Below are 16,876 nucleotides of genomic sequence, written 5' to 3' on the forward strand. Positions count from 1 at the left end.
CGGGTCATGCGGGTCGCCCTGTTCGTCACCTGCGTCAATGACGCGTTGTACCCCTCGACGGGGATCGCCGTCGTACGGCTGCTGGAGCGGCTCGGGGTCGAGGTGGACTTCCCCGCGGGCCAGAGCTGCTGCGGCCAGCCCTCCTACAACACCGGCTACCGGCGGGAAACCGAGCCCCTGTTGCGGCGCACCGCGGCGGCCTTCGCCGGGTACGAGCACGTCGTCACGCCCTCCGGATCCTGCGCCGCGATGCTCCGCGAGCACTACCCGCGGATCGGGCGCAGGGCCGCCGACGAGGGGCGCGGCGGCGCGCTCGCGGAACTGGCGGCGGAGCTGGCCCCGCGGGTGTACGAGCTGACCGAGTTCCTCGTGGACGTGCTCGGGGTGAGCGATGTCGGGGCGTACTTCCCGCACAAGGTCACCTACCACCCGTCCTGCCACAGCCTGCGCTCCCTCGGGCTCGGTGACCGGCCGCGCCGGCTGCTCGCCGCGGTCCGGGGACTGGAACTCCTCGAACTCCCCGGGGCCGAGGAGTGCTGCGGCTTCGGCGGCACCTTCGCCCTGAAGAACCCCGACGTGTCCGCGGCGATGGGCACCGACAAGATCCGCAGCGCCCGCGCCACCGGCGCCGAGGTGCTGTGCGGGGCCGACAACTCCTGCCTCGCCCACCTCGACGGGACCCTGCGCCGCGCCGGCGCGCCGCTGCGCGCCCTGCACCTCGCCGAGATCCTGGCCGCGACCGAGGAGGAACCCGCGCGATGACCGGTACGGGCCGCTCCACCCCCACGGACCTGGGCATGCCCGCCTTCCCGCCCGCCCCGGCCCCCGCCTTCCCGTCCTTCCCCGACGCCGCCCGCGAGGCCGTGCGGGACGACACGCTGCGCGCCAACCTCCGCCGCGCCACCCACACCATCCGCGACCGCCGCGCCCGGGCCGTCGCGGAACTCGCCGACTGGGAGCGGCTGCGCGCGGCCGGGAAGGCCATCAAGGACCACACCCTGCGCCACCTCGACCGGTACCTGATCCAGCTGGAGGCCGCCGTCACGGCGGCGGGCGGCACGGTCCACTGGGCGGTGGACGCGGCGGAGGCCAACCGGATCGTCACCGACCTGGTCCGCGCCACCGGCGAGCGCGAGGTGGTCAAGGTGAAGTCCATGGCCACGCAGGAGATCGGCCTGAACGAAGCCCTGGAGGCGGCCGGGATCGCCGCGTACGAGACCGACCTCGCCGAACTCATCGTGCAGCTCGGCCACGACCGCCCCTCCCACATCCTGGTCCCGGCCATCCACCGCAACCGCGGCGAGATCCGGGACGTCTTCGCCGCGGAGATGGGCCGGTGGGGCCGGCCCGCGCCCGACGGCCTCGACGACGACCCGCGCGCCCTCGCGGAGGCGGCGCGACTGCACCTGAGGGAGAAGTTCCTGCGCGCCAAGGTCGCCGTGTCCGGGGCCAACTTCATGGTCGCCGAGACGGGCACGATGGTCGTCTTCGAGTCCGAGGGCAACGGCCGCATGTGCCTGACCCTGCCCGAGACCCTGATCTCGGTCGTGGGCATCGAGAAGGTCGTACCGACCTTCCGCGACCTGGAGGTCTTCCTCCAGACGCTGCCGCGCTCCTCGACGGCCGAGCGGATGAACCCGTACACGACGATGTGGACGGGGCTGGGGCCATCGCGGGGGGCGCAGGGCGACGGCCCCCGCGCCTTCCACCTCGTCCTGCTCGACAACGGGCGCACCGACACCCTCGCCGACGAGGTCGGCCGCCAGGCCCTGCGCTGCATCCGCTGTTCCGCCTGCCTCAACGTCTGCCCGGTCTACGAGCGCGCGGGCGGCCACGCCTACGGCAGCGTCTACCCGGGCCCGATCGGCGCCATCCTCAGCCCCCAACTCCGCGGCACCGGGAGCGCGATCGACGCCTCGCTGCCCTACGCGTCCACGCTCTGCGGGGCCTGCTACGAGGTGTGCCCGGTGGCCATCGACATCCCCGAGGTCCTGGTCCACCTGCGCGAACGGGTGGCCCAGGGCGGCCCGGTGACCCGCGAGGGCATCCGGGTGCGGATCCGCCCCGCGCGCGGGCACGCCGCCGAGCGGGCCGCGATGCGGGCCGCCCGGCTGCTGCTCGACCACCCGCACGCGCTGCGGGCGGGGGAGCGGCTCCTGGCCCGGGCCCGCCGGCTGCGGCCGCGCCGGCTGCCGGGGCCCGGGCGGGCCTGGACGGACAGCCGCGCGCTGCCGCGGCTCCCGGCGCAGCCGTTCCGGGACTGGTGGGAACGCGAACGGGAGCGGGGCCGGCGGGCGGACCGGGGAGGCCGGGCATGAGCAGCAGGGACCGCGTCCTGGGACGCATCGGCCGGGCGCTCGCCCAGGGCGCCCCCGACCCGGTCGTCCCCCGCGACTACCTCCGGGTCCACGGCGACCGCACCCCGGCCGCGACGGCGGACCTCCTCGCCGCCCACCTCACCGAGTACCGGGCGCGCGTACACCGGACCGACGAGGACGGCATCGCCGCGCTGCTGGGGCGCCTCCTCGCGGCGCGCGGCGCGCGGTCGGTCCTCGTGCCGGCCGGGCTGCCCCCGCGCTGGCTGGCGGCGGCGGATCAGGTCCGCGTCCAGGACCGCGCGGCGTCCACCCCGTACGAGCTGGACGCCGTGGACAGCGTGGTGACCGGCTGCGCCCTGGCCGTGGCGGAGACGGGCACGATCGTCCTCGACGGCGGCCCCGGCCAGGGGCGGCGCCGGATCACCCTGGTCCCGGACCACCACGTCTGCGTGGTGCGGGTCCCGGACCAGGTGGTGGACTCGGTCCCGCAGGCGGTCGCCCTGCTCGACCCCACCCGCCCGCTGACCTGGATCTCCGGCCCCTCGGCCACCAGCGACATCGAGTTGGACCGGGTGGAGGGCGTGCACGGCCCCCGCACCCTGGAGGTCGTCCTGCTCGGCGCACAATAGGGCCCATGTCCGCCTACATCGCCCTCACCGCCCTCGTGGTCCACGACTACGACGAGGCCCTCGACTTCTACACCCGCGCCCTCGGCTTCGAGCTGGTCGAGGACACCGCCCGCCCCGACGGCTCGCGCTGGGTCGTGGTCCGCCCGCCGGGCGCCACCGAGGGCGCTCTGCTCCTGGCCCGTGCCAAGGACGAGGCCCAGCGCTCGCGCGTCGGCGACCAGACCGGTGGCCGCGTCGGATTCTTCCTGTACACCGACGACTTCGCGGGCGACCACGCCCGGATGACCGCCGAGGGCGTCCGCTTCCTGGAGGAGCCGCGCCACGAGCCGTACGGCTCCGTCGCCGTCTTCGAGGACCTCTACGGAAACCGCTGGGACCTGCTCCAGCCCGCCGCCTAGAGGATGGCCGTCCGGGCCCGGCCGCGCCCAAGCGACGGGCTCAGGGCACCCCCGAGCCCGCCGGAGCGCCGGGTGAGCGGGGCCGCTACGGTGCGCCCGGCCCGGCCGGAGCGAAGGGCGGGCCCAGTACGAACGGGGCCGAGGGGGACCGGGGCGAAGCCGGACCTACGGGACCCCAGGGTGCTCAGGGCGAGCGCGGCCGGCAGGGACCCAAGAGCGGCGCGGGCCGTGACGGGCTGCCCGGCCGGGCCGGAGCCGACGGACGCGACGGCGCCCCGGAACCGACGGACGGGACAGACGCGACGGCCGCGACGGCGCACCCGGCGCGCAGGGAGAGCCCGGCACACCGGGTGCCGCTGGCACCGACGGCCGCGACGGAGCACCGGGCGCCCCGGGCGCCCCCGACGCGGCGGGCCCGGCCGGCCCGAAGGGAGACCCCGGTGAGCGCGGGCCCGCCGGGGCGAACGGCCACGACGGAGCTGCCGGACCCGAGGGCGATGCGGGCCGCGCGCGGCCCTCGTCACGACGACTGATCCGCGGCCCCACGGGCACCCGTCAGGCACCCCCCAGCCGCGGCGCCTCGCGCGTGGCGTCGACGGCCGGGCCGGTCGCCACCCGGTGGGCCAGCTCGTCGGCCCACCGGACCAGCCCCGGTACGTCGATGCCGTGCGCGCCCTCCACCCCGGCGAGGGAGGCCGCGCCGCGTCGCAACAGCCGGGCGCCGCCCACCGCGTTGCCGCGCGCCGCGTGGGTCAGTCCGACGGCGAGCTGCGCGAGCCCCCGCCACAGCGGGGCCTGTTCCGCCGGGCCCGACTTCCAGGCGTCCTCGAACACCTCGTGCGCGTGGAACGGCATCCCCGCGTCCAGCAGCCGCTGCGCCTCGCGCACCGTCTCCCGCGGGGTCCGCACCACGCCCTCGGGCTGCCGCTCGACTCCCGCCGCCCCGTACGGCAGGGGTCGCCCCAGCCCGTCACGGGGCCGCGCGCTGCGCGCCCGTCCCTCACCGTCCCGGTCCCTCGCTCCCGCGTCCACGCCCCCATCCTCCCCCCGGCCGGCCGCCGGTGCGTGCACACCCCCCGACGTGGGGTAATGTTTCCCATGCACCGCCGCCCGGGGGAAACCCCAGGTGACAGGGGCACCGGGACGTGGCGCAGCTTGGTAGCGCACTTGACTGGGGGTCAAGGGGTCGCAGGTTCAAATCCTGTCGTCCCGACTAGAGGTTCGCCTCGTAGTCGCAGATCAGGGGCCGTTTCAGAGAAATCTGAAACGGCCCCTTGGTCGTTGTCGGGGACCGGTTGGGGACCAAGACGGTCAGAACGGGTCAGGCGGCGGCCGGGCCGTTCCGGAGGAACCCGGAACGGCCGTTTCCCGTCTCCTCGGGTGGATGCCGTGTACTGGCCACCCGTTCGCCCGGACGGCTCTGAGACGATGGATTCGTCTCACTTTATGGTGTGACGACCAGGTTGAATCGGTGGAGTTGCCGGGGGGCGCTGCACCGCGAGCTCACGTGACCAGTGGGGAAGGAAATCGGGACTCATGGGGGAAGCCGGCATCCGGTTCACCGTGCTCGGAGCCGTGCGGGTCGTTCGGGACGGGTGCGCCCTGACCACCGGATCGCCACAGCAACAGGCCCTGCTGACGGCGCTGCTGCTGCGCGCGGGCCGGGCCACGCCCGCGCACGAGTTGCTCGCCTCGATCTGGGGCGAGGAAGCGCCCGATTCGGCGCTGTCGAGCCTGCGCACCCACGCCTGGCGGCTGCGCCAGATCGTGGAGGAGGACCGCTCCGCGCCCAAGGTCCTCGTATCGCTGCGCGACGGCTACCAGCTGCTGGTGCCGCCCCGCTCGGTGGACGCGCTCTACGCCGAGGAGCTGGCGGCCGGCGCCGCGCGCGCCCGGGCGACCGGGCAGGAGGAGGAGTGCGGCAGGCTGCTCGCCGAGGCCCTCGCCCTGTGGAGCGGCGAGCCCCTGGCGGGCGTGCCGGGGCCGTTCGCCGAGCAACAGCGCTCGCGCCTCACGGCGCTGCGGCTCGCACTGGTCGAGGAGCGCTTCGAACACGACCTCCGGCAAGGGCGGCACGGGCTCGTCATCCCCGACCTCATCGCCTTCACCCACGAACACCCGCTCCAGGAACGGCCGTACGGGTTCCTGATGCGCGCGCTGTACGCGATGGGGCGCCAGGCCGACGCGCTCGCCGTCTTCGGCCGGGCCCGGCGGGTCCTGGCCGACGAACTGGGCATCGATCCCGGTCCCGAACTGAGCGCGCTGCACGAGCGGATCCTCGCGAACGACCCGCTCCTGATGGGCCAGCCGGCCCGGGGCCGGGACCAGCCGGCCGATGCCGGCGGACCCGAACCGGAACTGACGGCCGAAGCGTCCAAGGAGGCGCCCGCGCCCACCCGGCCCGCCCAGCTGCCCGCCGACATCTCCGACTTCACCGGCCGGGAGGAGCAGGTCCAGGGCCTGTACCGGGCACTGACCGACCCGGCGCGCCCCTCCCTCGCGGTGGTGTCCGTCACCGGCATGGGCGGGATCGGCAAGAGCACCCTCGCCCTCCAGGTCGCCCACCAGGCCAAACCGGAATTCGGTGGCGGCCAGCTCTACGCCGACCTGCGCGGCAACGGCCTGGAGCCCGCGGACCCGGGAGCCGTCCTGGGCAGCTTCCTGACCGCGCTGGGCGTCCCCGGCCACGGGATGCCCGCCTCGACCGAGGACCGGGCGCTGCTCTTCCGCACGACCCTCGACGGACGCCGCATCCTGGTCGTACTGGACAACGCCCGCGACCCCGCGCAGATCCGACCGCTGCTCCCCGGCTCCGCCGACTGCGGGGTCATCGTCACCAGCCGGGCCGTGCTCGCCGGGCTCTCCACCGCCCTGCAGAGCGACCTCGACGTCTTCGACACCGCCGAGGCGATCGCCCTGCTGCGCGCGGTCGTCGGGGCCGGCCGCATAGACGAGGAGCCGGAGGCCGCCGTCGAGCTGGTCACCCTGTGCGGGCACCTCCCGCTCGCGGTGCGCATCGTGGCGGCGCGGCTCGCGGCCCGGCCCCGCTGGCGGGTGGCGACGATGACCGGCCGCCTCGCCGACGAACGGCTGCGCATCGGCGAGCTGCGCGCCGGTGACCTGGCCGTCGCGGCCGTCTTCGAGCTCGGCTACCGCCAGCTGACCCGCGCCCAGGCGCGGGCGTTCCGGCTGCTCGCGCCGGTCACCCGGCAGGGCATCGGGACGGCCGCCGCCGCGGCGACCCTGGGCATGGACGTGTACGACGCCGAGGAACTGCTGGAGGCACTGGTCGACGCGGCCATGCTGGAGGCGCCGCGGCCCGGGGTCTACCGCTACCACGACCTGGTGCGCTCCTTCGCGCTCCAGCTCGTCGGGCCCGAGCAGCCGGGGCCCGACGAGGCGGACGGCGACGACGGGGCGGCGGCGCTGGGCCGGCTCCTCGACTTCCTGCTGGACGGTTCGTGCGCCGCCTTCCAGACGATGGTGCCGGGCGACCCGGTCGGCGCGATCCTCGGCGGCCGGCCCGAGGCCGGGCCGCGTTTCGCCACCCTCGCCGACGCCCGCGCCTGGGTGACGCAGGAGTTCGACTGCGCCGCCAACGCGGCCGCCCTGGCCGCGCAGGGCCCCGCGGGCGGTGAATCCCGCACCCTGCGCGCCGCGGCCGACCTGTTGGTCGCGATGAGCCCCTTCGGGCAGGACATCCCGTACCTCCAACTGGCCACCGCCGCCCGCAAGGTGGCCGACGCGGCGGCGGCGCGCGGCGACGACCACGCCGAGGCGCGGGCGCGCTTCGTGTGCGGCAACGCCGCCCTGCAGTACACCCGGCTGGCCGAGGCCGAACTGCACACCCGGCTGGCGACCGAGGCCTGTACGCGGGCCGGGGACGAGGTCATCCTGCGGCAGATCCTCAACGACCGCGGGCTGATCGCGCAGTGGCAGCGGCGCTTCACGGACGCGGCGATGTTCTACGACCGGGCGGTGGAGCTCGCCCGGAGGCTGGGACACCGCTCGGGGGAGCTGACCACCGAACTGAACGCGGCCCAGGCCCGGGTGCGCAGCGGCCGCCCCGTCGACGCGGTGGAGGTGTGCGAGGCCGCGCTGGACCGGCTGCGCACCGAGCGGGACCCGCACGTGACCTCGTACGCCTGGTACGTGCACGGCATGGCGCTGCACGAGTTGGGGCGGTACGCCGACGCCGTCGTCAGCTACACGGCCTGCCTGGAGGTGTGCGCGGCGGCCCGGCTGCGGGGACGGGAGACCCAGGCGAGGTTCATGCTCTCGGGCAGCCTGCGGGACCTGGGTCGCTACGAGGAGGCCCTCGCGGAGGCCGGGCGGGCCCTGGCGCTGAGCGAGGAGCTGGGCTCCCAACAGCAGCGCGGACACTGCCTGCTGGCCCTGGCCCGCGCCCTGGCCGAGACCGGGGACACCGCGGGGGCGTCGGCCCGGGCCCAACAGGCCCGTGACGTCTACGCCCTCCTCGGGCTGCCGGACGTGGACCAGGCCGATGAGCTGGCCCGGTCGTTGGAGCTGGCGGCCGCCCCGTGAGCACGGCCGGCCCGTGAACGCCGTCGGCCCGTGAGCGCGAGCGGCTCGACGGGCTGGACGGGGCGTGCGGCGGGGCCGCGGATCAGCCCTGGCTGTTCCACTCGGTCGGGGTGACCGGGCCGCCGGCGACGACGGTCACCGCGTGGCCCGGGGCGGGGGCGTCCTCGTGGGAGACCGTCACCGAGAACAGCGCGGCGGCGCAGCCGACGGTCAGGACGATCGCGGTCTTGCGCAGGGCCAGGGTGGTGATGGAGCGCTTCATGGGGTTGCCGTCCGCTTCGTGGATCGATGCCTGCGTATGTGGGGAGAGCCGGTCACACCGTGTCGGTTCCGGCTGCTCTGGAACAAGAGTGATCCAGGCCGCTCTATGACGGATATATGCGCGATAACCGCTGCCGCGTCCGTTGTCTGCGCGCCCGAGGATCCTCCGTATATGCGCCAGGTGCACCATTCCAACCGTGCGGTGGTCGGCCACTGGGCCGGTGCCTCGCGCCGGACCCACCCGGTCCGTCCGGACCGCGCACCGCACCCCGGCCCCGGCCGACCCCGACCACGCACCGTACTCCCCACAGCTGCACCCGAACCGCCACACGATGGACCCGGGCCAGCGGAGGTTGCCATGACTGCCCTTCTGTCTCCTTCGACCGCGCACCCCACCTCTGCCGCGACCTCTACCGCGCACCCGGCCGACCTCAGCTTCGAACTGCTGGGCGAGGTAAGGGGATGGCGGAACGGCGTCGAACTCCCGCTCGGTGCTCCCCGTCAGCGGGCCCTGCTGGCCGTCCTGTTGCTCCGCGCGGGCTCGCCCGTCGGCCGCGACCACCTGATCGACGGGATCTGGGGCGACGCCGCCGTGCTCGACGGCGCCAACCTCGTCCAGGCGTACGTGTCCAAGCTGCGCAAGCTCGTCGAGCCCGACCGGGCGCCGCGCACCGCCGGGGGCGTCCTCACCCGGGTCGGCGCCTCCTACCGGCTCTCCATCGGCCCCCAGCAGTGCGACCTGGGGCGCTTCGAGCAGGCCGTGGCCGAGGCCCGGGCGCTGCGGTCCGTCGGCCAACCCGAGGCGGCCGAGCGCACGCTGGCCACCGCCCTGGCCGCCTGGCCCGGTCCCGCGCTCACGGGCGTGAGCGGACCGCTGCTCGACGTCGAACGCACCCGGCTCGCGGAGCTGCGCCTGGCGGTCGTCGAGGAGCACACCGAGCTGGCGCTCGAACTCGGCGGCCACGCCCGTCTCGTGCCCCACCTGCTGGTCCTCACGTCCGAACACCCCTACCGCGAACGCCTCTGGGCCCTGCTCATGGTCGCGCTCTACCGGGGCAGCCGTCAGGCCGACGCGCTGGCCGCCTACCAGCGGGCCCGGCACACCCTGATGGAGAACCTCGGGCTGTTGCCCGGGCCCGAACTGCGCGGCATCGAGGAGGCGATCCTCGCGCGTCGCCCCGACCCCTTCGCGCGCCTCGCCCCGGCCGCGGCGGCCGGGGAACCGGCCCTCGCCGGCGCGGGGTCCGAGACCGGTCGCCCCCACCTGACCCTGGTCGGGTCGGCCCCCGCCGCCCCCCGCGGCCCGTGGGCCGAAGGCACGGCCCGGCTGGCCCGCTGAGGCCACCCCCTACCTACCTACCTACCTACCTACCTACCTACCTACCTCCCGACCCCGTCCGTCGCCCCACCGCCGTGCGCCGCGCCCGTGGCCCGCGCACGGCGGTGTTCGCCATGGCCGCAGACCCGTAGATCCGCAGACCCGCAGACCCGCAGATCCGTAGATCCGTAGATCCGCCGAGACAAGGAAGCGCCACCCCATGACAGTCCAGCCCGAAACGGCCGACTCCGCCGACACGGCCCCGCCGGACGGTTCCGGTCCGGCCCCCGGCCCCGGGGCCGCCGTGACACCGGCCGACCCCGGGACCCCCGACCAGGACGCCGCGCCCCCCGCGCGTCCCGCCCGCCGCCGTCGTCTGCGGCGGATCCTCCTGCGCACCGCCGTGGCGTTCACCGCGCTGCTGGTGCTGACGGTCGCCGGCCTGGCCGGGTACGTGCAGTGGACGGTCCAGCGCTCGCTGCCCCAGCTCGCCGGCAGCACCAGCGTCCCCGGCCTGAAGGGCGAGGCCAAGATCGTGCGGGACGCCTCCGGGATCCCCCAGATCTACGCCGACACCGCGCACGACCTGTTCGTGGCCGAGGGCTACGCGCAGGCCCAGGACCGCTTCTGGCAGATGGACACCCAGCGGCACGTCACCGCGGGCCGGCTCGCCGAGATGTTCGGCCCGAGCCAGGTGCAGACCGACAAGGTGGCGCGCACCTTCGGCTGGTACCGGGTGGCCGAGCAGGAGGTGGCCATGCTGTCACCGCAGACGCAGGCGTACCTGAGGGCCTTCTCCGACGGGGTGAACGCCTACCTCGCCCAGCACAAGGGCGCCGAGCTGTCGGTCGAGTACCCGGTGCTCGGATTCGTCGCCGGCGACTACCGGCCCGAGCCGTGGACCCCCGCCGACTCGGTGTCCTGGCTGAAGACCATGGCCTGGAACCTCAACACCGGCATGATCGACCAGTTCCAGCAGGCGATGCTGGCGGCGAAGCTGCCCGCCGGTACGGCCGACGACCTCTTCCCGGGCTACGACTTCACGCGCTGGTCACCGATCGTCCCCGACCGCGCGCCCGCCCCGGCGAACGCTCCCGCGCCCGCGAACGCACCGGTGGCCGCGACCCCGTCCGCCGCGCCGTCCGCGCCCGCCGCCGGAGCGGCGCCCGTCGTTCCCGCCGGGGCCTCGACCGCGCTGGCCGACAGCGCCGGGGTGCGCCAAGTGCTCGCCGCTGTCCTCGGCCCGCAGGGCATCGGCATCGGCTCCAACTCCTGGGTGGTGTCCGGCAGTCGCACCACCACCGGCAAGCCGCTGCTGGAGAACGACCCGCACCTGACCCCCTCCCTCCCGGGCATCTGGTATCAAGTCGGCCTGCACTGCAACCGGGTGGGCCCCGAGTGCCCCTACGACGTCACCGGCTTCACCTTCGCGGGGATGCCGGGCGTGGTGATCGGCCACAACGCCGACATCTCCTGGGGCTTCACCGACCTGGGCGCCGCGGACTCGGACCTCTTCGTGGAGAAGGTCAAGGGCTCCAGCTACGAACACCAGGGCGAGCAGAAGCCGTTGGTCGTCCGCCAGGAGCAGATCAAGGTGGCCGGCGCCCCCGCCGTCGACCTGACCGTCCGCTCGACCCTGCACGGCCCGCTGATCTCCGACGTGCTGAAGTCCGCCGACGAAGTGGCCGACGACGGCAAGGAGCCCGACGTACCGCCGCGCGGCCCGCAGGAGGACTACGCGGTCGCGATGCAGTGGACGGCGCTGGACCCGGCCCCCACCATGGACGCCCTCTTCGCCCTGGACCGGGCCAAGAACTGGGACGAGTTCCGCGCGGCCGCCGCCGTCTTCGCCTCGCCCGTGCAGAACATGATCTACGCGGACACGGCCGGGAACATCGGCTACCAGACCCCGGGCCGCATACCCGTCCGCAAGGCGGGTGACAGCCGCCACCCGGTACCGGGCTGGACCGGGGCCTACGACTGGACCGGATACCTGCCCTTCGACCAGCTGCCCACCAGCTTCAATCCGCCCGAGGGCTACATCGTCACCGCCAACAACGCGGTGGTCGGCCCCGGTTACCCGCACCTGATCGGCAGCAGCTGGGGCACCGGCTACCGCAGCCAGCGGATCGCCCAGCTCATCGAGCGGGGCGGCAAGCTGGACGTCGCGGCCATGGAGCGGATCACCCAGGACAGCTGGAACGGCAACGCCGCCACCCTGGTGCCGCGGCTGCTCCAGGCCGAGGTGGGCGCGGACGCCAAGCCCGCCCAGGACCTGCTGCGCGGCTGGGACTTCTCCCAGGGCGCCGACTCGGCGCCGGCCGCCTATTTCAACGCGGTCTGGCGCGAGCTGCTCAAGAGCGCCTTCACGGACCGGCTCGCCAAGGCCGGGGTCAAGGGCTACGCCTACCCGGACGGCGGCGGTCGCTGGTTCGACGTGGTGCGCGGCCTGCTGGAGCGGCCCGACAGCATCTGGTGGACCAGCGCCACCGACCCCGCCGTGCACGGCCGGGACGCCATGCTGGGCAAGGCGATGGAGGAGGCCGCCAAGGAGCTGCGGGGGCGGCTCGGCGCCGATCCGAAGAAGTGGAAGTGGGGGGCCCTGCACACCCTGACGCTGGAGAACCCGACCCTGGGCGCCGGCGGTCCGGCGCCGCTCCAGTGGCTGCTGAACGCCGACCCGGTCGGCGTGGGCGGCGGTACCGACTCGGTGCTGGCCAACGGCTGGGACCCGCAGAAGGGCTTCGAGGTGATCTGGGTGCCGTCGATGCGGATGGTGGTGGACCTCGCGGACTTCGAGCGCTCCCGCTGGATCAACCTGACCGGTGCGTCGGGCCACGCCGGGGCGGACACCTACACCGACCAGATCGGCCGGTGGGCCGAGGGCGGCAGCCTGCCGTGGCCCTACGGAGCGGCGGCCGTGGACGCGGCGGCGCGCGACCGCCTGCGCCTCACCCCCGCGGTCGCCCCCTCGTAGGGCGCCGGGATTCAGTAGGGCTTCAGTAGCGGATCAGCAGGGCTTCCGTCGGACTCCGGTCCGGCACACGCGGGCCGTCGGCGGTGTCACCGTCGACGGCCCGTCGTGCGTCAGCGGCCCGTCAGCGCGCGACCGGCGCCGCGCCGGTACCCCTTCACTCCCTCGCCCGTGCCCGACCAGCGCGAGGTCGGCACACGGTCGGCCCACGGCCAGTACGCGGTCAGCACGCGGTCAGCACGCGGTCAATGCCCGGCCAGTACGCGGCCGGTGCGCGGTCAGGGCGACGCCGACCGGGCCGTCAGTGCGGGGCAACCGTGCGGCAGGCGGCGGGCGGAAGCATCGGGACCGACAGTCGCCCCGGGCGCCCTGCCGCGGGGCCGGAGATCGGAGAGACATGCGCTGGGAGCAGGTGTACCTGGCAGGCACGGGTGTCTGGCTGGCCGACCGCACGAACGCCGCCGAGGCGGTCGCGACGGGCGCGTACGACGCCGCGGAACACGCCGTGAACCAGATCCACTCGGTCAGCTCGGCCGCGGCGGACGGGCCGGACGACCTGTCGGCACCGGAAATGGCGGTCCGCGCGGCCCGCACCGCGCTGCGCCGCTCGGGCCCGGCCGCGGAGCGGGTCGCCGCCGTGTTCCACAGCTACCTGTGGTTCCAAGGAGCGCAGTTGTGGCCGTCCGCGGCCTACGTCGCGCAGCACGCGGTCGGGTCGGCCGTGCCCGCCTTCGACCTCTTGCAGCAGTGCAACGCGGGCCTGGCCGGGCTGGAGCTGGCCGCCCGCCAGCTGCGCTCGCGCCCGGTCGGCGAGGACGAAGCCGTGCTGCTGACCACGGCCGACCGCTTCGCGCCCCCGGCCTTCGACCGGTGGCGGGCCGAACGGGGCATGGTCTACGGCGACGGCGGCACCGCGCTGGTGCTGACCTCCTCGCCCGAAGCGGCGACCGCCCGCCTGCTGGCCACCGCGACCCGGGTGGACAACTCGCTGGAGGGCCTGGCCCGGGGCGCCGGCTTCCGGTCCGGGCCGCAGGACGAGCCCCGGCCGGTCGACCTGGGGGCGCGCGCCGAGGAGTACTTCCGCGCACACCGCAACATGCGGGCGGCGACGCTGCGCACCGCCGAGGTCGCGGCCGACTCGATCCGGGCCGCGCTGGCCGATGCCGACACGCCGATCGACCGGATCGACCGGGTGGTGCTCAACGCCACCGGACACCAGCGGCTGACCTGGCAGTTGGAACACCAGCTGGGCATCGAGGAGAAGTACTCCAACTGGGAGTTCTGCCGCGAGGTCGGCCACCTGGGCGCGGGCGACCACTTCGCCGGACTGAACGAACTGCTGGAGACCGGCGAAGTCGGCGCGGGCGACCGCGTGTTGCTGGTCGGCGGCGGCACCGGCTACAGCTGCACCAGCGCGGTCGTCGAGATCACCGACCCCTCGGGCTGGTCCGTATGAGCGCCACCGTCCTCGGGACGCGCGCCGACGCCCCCGCCCCCGATCCGGACGACGCCGCGCTCGTCGTCGACCTGCTCGACGCCGCGGCGGCCGCTCGTCCCGCCGCGACCGCCGTCCGCGACGCCTCCGGCGCCTGGAGCTACGCCGAACTGGCCGCGGCCAGCCGCACGGTGGCCGCCCGGCTGCGCGACGGGGCCGGCGTCGTGCCCGGCGACCGGGTGGTCCTGCGGCTCGGCAACCGGCGGGAGTTCGTCGCGCTGTACTACGGCGTCCTGCGCGCCGGCGCCGTCGCGGTGCCGCTGAACCCGGAGTTGAAGCCCTTCGTGCTGAGCGGGGTGCTGACGGACGCTGCTCCCGCGGTGGTCGTGCTCGACCCCGCCGAGACGGAACCGGTCCGCGCGGCGGTCGCCGCCAGCGGCGCCCGTACGGCCACGCCCGACGCACTCCTGCGGGGCCCCGCCCCGGACGCGGAACCCGAGGGCGGGGCGGCCCGCGCGCCCGCCGGCCGGCCGACGGTCGACGCGATCGCCCAACTGATCTACACCTCCGGCAGCACCTCCGCCCCCAAGGGCGTGGTCTGCACCCACCGCCAAGTGGTCTTCGCCGCCCGCGCGATCGCCCGTCGGCTCGACTACGGACCGCGGGACGTCGTGCTCGCCTCGCTGCCGCTCTCCTTCGACTACGGGCTCTACCAGCTCCTGCTGGCCGCGATCGGCGGCTCCGAGGTGGTGCTGGCGGACGCCGCCGCGCCGGTCCGCGTCCTGACGCTGCTGCGCGCGCACCGGGCCACCGTGGTGCCGGTGGTGCCCTCGCTCGCCGAGATGCTGTGCCGCCTCGCGGCCCGCGGCGCGCCGCCGGAGCACGTCCGCCTGTTCACCAACACCGGCGCAGCACTGCCCGGTTCCACCATCGAGGCGCTGCGCTCCGGCTTCCCGGGTGCGGCCGTGGTGGCGATGTACGGCATCACCGAGTGCAAGCGGGTCACCATCGCGGAACCGGACGTCGACCGCGAACGCCCCGGGTCGGTGGGCCTGCCCCTGGACGGCACCACGGTCGAGGTGCTCGACGGGCGGGGCCGACCCCTCCCGCCGGGCGAGGTCGGCGAGATCGTCGTCGGCGGCCCGCACGTGATGACCGGGTACTGGAACGCGCCCGGATCGACCGCCGGCCGCTACCGACCGGACCCGCGCACCGGGCGGACCCGCCTGCACACCGGTGACCACGGCCGACTGGACGCGGACGGCCACCTCTACATCAGCGGGCGCGTCGACGACCAGTTCAAGAGGCGCGGCGTCCGCATGAGCACCACGGAGATCGAGGCGGCCGCGCTGGACGTGCCCGGCGTACGGGCCGCCGCTGCGCTGCCGCCCCGGGACGGGCTCGACCTGCGCCTGGTCGTCACCGGCGCGGACGGGCTCACCGCGCGCCGGGTGATCGAGGGGCTCGAAGAACGACTGGAGGCGGCGAAGGTGCCCGCCGACTGCCGGGTCGTCGCCCGGATGCCCCTCACCCCCAACGGCAAGACCGACCGGAAGGCGCTGGAGAGCGATGCGCACTGACCCACCCGCGACGACCCCACCCACCACCACGCCACCGCGTGCCGAGGACCTGTTGGCCGCCGAGCTGGCGCTGCGCTACGGCAGCCCGCTGTACGTGTACGACCTGACCCGGGTCGAGCGGGCCGCGGCGGACCTGCGCGCCGCCCTGCCCGAGCGCTCCCACCTGTACTACTCCCTCAAGGCGAACCCGCACCCCGAGCTGGTCCGCACCCTGCGGCTGGCCGGCTGCCGCCCGGAGATCTGCTCCACCGGCGAACTCGCCGCCGCCCTGGCCGCGGGATTCGACGGAGCCGACTGCCTCTACGGCGGCCCGGGCAAGACCGCCGCCGAGCTGGGCGAGGCCCTGGCCGCGGGTGTGCGCACCTTCTCGGTCGAGTCGCCCGCGGACCTGCGCCGGGTCGGCGCCGCCGCCCGCGCCCGGGGCGTGACGGCGCGCTGCCTGCTGCGGATCAACGGCTCGGGCGCCGGAGCGGGCGTGGGCCTGCGGATGACCGGCGGCGCCTCGCAGTTCGGCCACGACATCGCGGACGGTCTGCCCGACCTCGCGGAACTCACGGTCGAGAGCACCGAGTTGTGGGGGCTGCACTTCTTCCCGCTGACCAATGCCGTCGACCCGCAGGGGCTGCTCGCGGAGGCCGTCGCCTCGATCCGCACCGCCGCCGCGCTGGAGGCCCACTGGGGCCGTCCGCTGCGGATGCTCGACCTCGGCGGCGGCTTCGCCTGCCCGTACGCGGCGCCGGGCGAGCGACCGCGCTACGACGTGCTGCGCGCACCGCTGGAGGCCGCGCTGGACGAGCACCTGCCCGGTTGGCGGGGGCGGTTGGAGCTGGCCTTCGAGTCCGGCCGCTACCTCGTCGGCGACAGCGGACGCCTGGTCTGCACCGTCACCGAGGTGAAGGAGAGCCGCGGCACCACCTACGGCGTGCTGGACAGCGGGATCAACCACCTGGGCGGCCTCTCGGGGGTGGGCCGACTGCCCTCGCTGCGCGCCGAACCGCTGCACCTCACCGACCCGGACGCCGACCCCGACCCGGACGCCGACCCGGCGGCGGAAGGCCCCGCGACCCGCCGGGTGGCCCTGGTGGGGCCGCTGTGCACCCCCGCCGACGTGATCAGCCGGGCCGCCGAGGCCGTCGTGCCGCGGCCCGGCGCCCTGCTGGCCGTGCCGAACGTCGGCGCGTACGGGGCCACCGCGAGCCTGCTCGGCTTCCTCGGCCGCCCGGCCCCGGCGGAGATCACCGTCCGGGACGGCCGCGTGGTCAGCGCCGACCGGCTGACCCTGACCCGCCGGCCGCTGACCGAACCCGACCGGCCGGACCACGGTCGCCCCGACCGCGACCAGAACGACCGCGACCAGGACGACCACCACCAGAACGACCGACGCGACCTCGTCGGTCACACCGCAAGGAGCTGAACAG

At 75.1% G+C, this 16,876-nt stretch carries 12 protein-coding genes and 1 tRNA gene; 11 read left to right on the plus strand and 2 right to left on the minus strand.

Features of this window, described 5'->3' with window-relative positions; all coding sequences use genetic code 11:
- Window positions 1–6 precede the first annotated feature (6 nt).
- Genes ACZ4UB_RS10710 through ACZ4UB_RS10725 form a run of 4 tightly spaced genes read left to right on the plus strand, consistent with a single transcriptional unit; the run spans window position 7 to window position 3,345 of the window.
- Complete coding sequence (locus tag ACZ4UB_RS10710; RefSeq protein WP_468069704.1) at window positions 7–762, plus strand: (Fe-S)-binding protein; 756 nt, start codon at window positions 7–9, stop codon at window positions 760–762.
- Between the two features lie 35 nt (window positions 763–797).
- Window positions 798–2,318, plus strand: coding sequence for a lactate utilization protein B (locus ACZ4UB_RS10715; protein WP_468069947.1), 1,521 nt, complete (start codon window positions 798–800; stop codon window positions 2,316–2,318).
- Window positions 2,315–2,947, plus strand: coding sequence for a LutC/YkgG family protein (locus tag ACZ4UB_RS10720; RefSeq protein WP_468069706.1), 633 nt, complete (start codon window positions 2,315–2,317; stop codon window positions 2,945–2,947). The genes ACZ4UB_RS10715 and ACZ4UB_RS10720 overlap by 4 nt, the downstream gene beginning before the upstream one ends.
- Before the next feature lie 5 nt (window positions 2,948–2,952).
- On the plus strand, window positions 2,953–3,345 hold the full coding sequence (locus tag ACZ4UB_RS10725; RefSeq protein WP_354380973.1) for a VOC family protein: 393 nt from the start codon (window positions 2,953–2,955) through the stop codon (window positions 3,343–3,345).
- 555 nt (window positions 3,346–3,900) lie between these two features.
- Here ACZ4UB_RS10725 and ACZ4UB_RS10730 read toward each other — a convergent pair.
- Window positions 3,901–4,377, minus strand: a complete 477-nt coding sequence (locus ACZ4UB_RS10730; RefSeq protein WP_468069708.1) for a DUF309 domain-containing protein — start codon at window positions 4,375–4,377, stop codon at window positions 3,901–3,903.
- A gap of 107 nt (window positions 4,378–4,484) precedes the next feature.
- On the opposite strand from ACZ4UB_RS10730, the gene ACZ4UB_RS10735 reads away from it, so the two are divergent.
- Together ACZ4UB_RS10735 and ACZ4UB_RS10740 are read left to right on the plus strand one after the other, a co-directional pair.
- Window positions 4,485–4,558: transfer RNA gene (locus tag ACZ4UB_RS10735), tRNA-Pro, on the plus strand.
- Window positions 4,559–4,881: 323 nt separating this feature from the next.
- The gene (locus tag ACZ4UB_RS10740) at window positions 4,882–7,890 is read left to right on the plus strand and encodes an AfsR/SARP family transcriptional regulator (protein ID WP_468069709.1); all 3,009 of its coding nucleotides are present in this window, start codon (window positions 4,882–4,884) and stop codon (window positions 7,888–7,890) included.
- An 82-nt stretch (window positions 7,891–7,972) separates the two neighbouring features.
- Here the strand turns inward: ACZ4UB_RS10740 and ACZ4UB_RS10745 are convergent, their stop codons facing one another.
- Window positions 7,973–8,152: a hypothetical protein gene (locus tag ACZ4UB_RS10745; protein ID WP_468069710.1), complete on the minus strand. Its 180-nt coding sequence runs from the start codon at window positions 8,150–8,152 to the stop codon at window positions 7,973–7,975.
- Window positions 8,153–8,509: 357 nt separating this feature from the next.
- Between ACZ4UB_RS10745 and ACZ4UB_RS10750 the strand changes: the two genes are divergently transcribed.
- The 5 genes from ACZ4UB_RS10750 to ACZ4UB_RS10770 all read left to right on the plus strand — a co-directional run bounded on the left by ACZ4UB_RS10750 (window position 8,510) and on the right by ACZ4UB_RS10770 (window position 16,872).
- Complete coding sequence (locus tag ACZ4UB_RS10750) at window positions 8,510–9,490, plus strand: AfsR/SARP family transcriptional regulator (RefSeq protein WP_468069712.1); 981 nt, start codon at window positions 8,510–8,512, stop codon at window positions 9,488–9,490.
- A 199-nt stretch (window positions 9,491–9,689) separates the two neighbouring features.
- On the plus strand, window positions 9,690–12,446 hold the full coding sequence (locus ACZ4UB_RS10755; RefSeq protein WP_468069713.1) for a penicillin acylase family protein: 2,757 nt from the start codon (window positions 9,690–9,692) through the stop codon (window positions 12,444–12,446).
- Window positions 12,447–12,840: 394 nt separating this feature from the next.
- Window positions 12,841–13,899 (plus strand): ketoacyl-ACP synthase III family protein, encoded by a 1,059-nt coding sequence (locus ACZ4UB_RS10760; protein ID WP_468069714.1) that lies wholly within the window; start codon window positions 12,841–12,843, stop codon window positions 13,897–13,899.
- Window positions 13,896–15,458 (plus strand): AMP-binding protein, encoded by a 1,563-nt coding sequence (locus ACZ4UB_RS10765; protein WP_468069715.1) that lies wholly within the window; start codon window positions 13,896–13,898, stop codon window positions 15,456–15,458. Before ACZ4UB_RS10760 ends, ACZ4UB_RS10765 begins: the two co-directional genes overlap by 4 nt.
- The gene (locus ACZ4UB_RS10770; RefSeq protein ID WP_468069716.1) at window positions 15,448–16,872 is read left to right on the plus strand and encodes a type III PLP-dependent enzyme domain-containing protein; all 1,425 of its coding nucleotides are present in this window, start codon (window positions 15,448–15,450) and stop codon (window positions 16,870–16,872) included. The genes ACZ4UB_RS10765 and ACZ4UB_RS10770 overlap by 11 nt, the downstream gene beginning before the upstream one ends.
- The last annotated feature ends 4 nt before the right edge of the window (window positions 16,873–16,876 follow it).

The organism is Streptomyces sp. NPDC028419 (assembly GCF_055565515.1).

Excerpts from the sequence above, each read along its gene's own strand:
- ACZ4UB_RS10710 (WP_468069704.1), top strand. The coding sequence starts at position 7 with ATGCGGGTCGCCCTGTTCGTCACCTGCGTCAATGACGCGTTGTACCCC.
- ACZ4UB_RS10715 (WP_468069947.1), top strand. The coding sequence starts at position 798 with ATGCCCGCCTTCCCGCCCGCCCCGGCCCCCGCCTTCCCGTCCTTCCCC.
- ACZ4UB_RS10720 (WP_468069706.1), top strand. The coding sequence starts at position 2,315 with ATGAGCAGCAGGGACCGCGTCCTGGGACGCATCGGCCGGGCGCTCGCC.
- ACZ4UB_RS10725 (WP_354380973.1), top strand. The coding sequence starts at position 2,953 with ATGTCCGCCTACATCGCCCTCACCGCCCTCGTGGTCCACGACTACGAC.
- ACZ4UB_RS10740 (WP_468069709.1), top strand. The coding sequence starts at position 4,882 with ATGGGGGAAGCCGGCATCCGGTTCACCGTGCTCGGAGCCGTGCGGGTC.
- ACZ4UB_RS10745 (WP_468069710.1), bottom strand. The coding sequence starts at position 8,152 with ATGAAGCGCTCCATCACCACCCTGGCCCTGCGCAAGACCGCGATCGTC.
- ACZ4UB_RS10750 (WP_468069712.1), top strand. The coding sequence starts at position 8,510 with ATGACTGCCCTTCTGTCTCCTTCGACCGCGCACCCCACCTCTGCCGCG.
- ACZ4UB_RS10755 (WP_468069713.1), top strand. The coding sequence starts at position 9,690 with ATGACAGTCCAGCCCGAAACGGCCGACTCCGCCGACACGGCCCCGCCG.
- ACZ4UB_RS10760 (WP_468069714.1), top strand. The coding sequence starts at position 12,841 with ATGCGCTGGGAGCAGGTGTACCTGGCAGGCACGGGTGTCTGGCTGGCC.
- ACZ4UB_RS10765 (WP_468069715.1), top strand. The coding sequence starts at position 13,896 with ATGAGCGCCACCGTCCTCGGGACGCGCGCCGACGCCCCCGCCCCCGAT.
- ACZ4UB_RS10770 (WP_468069716.1), top strand. The coding sequence starts at position 15,448 with ATGCGCACTGACCCACCCGCGACGACCCCACCCACCACCACGCCACCG.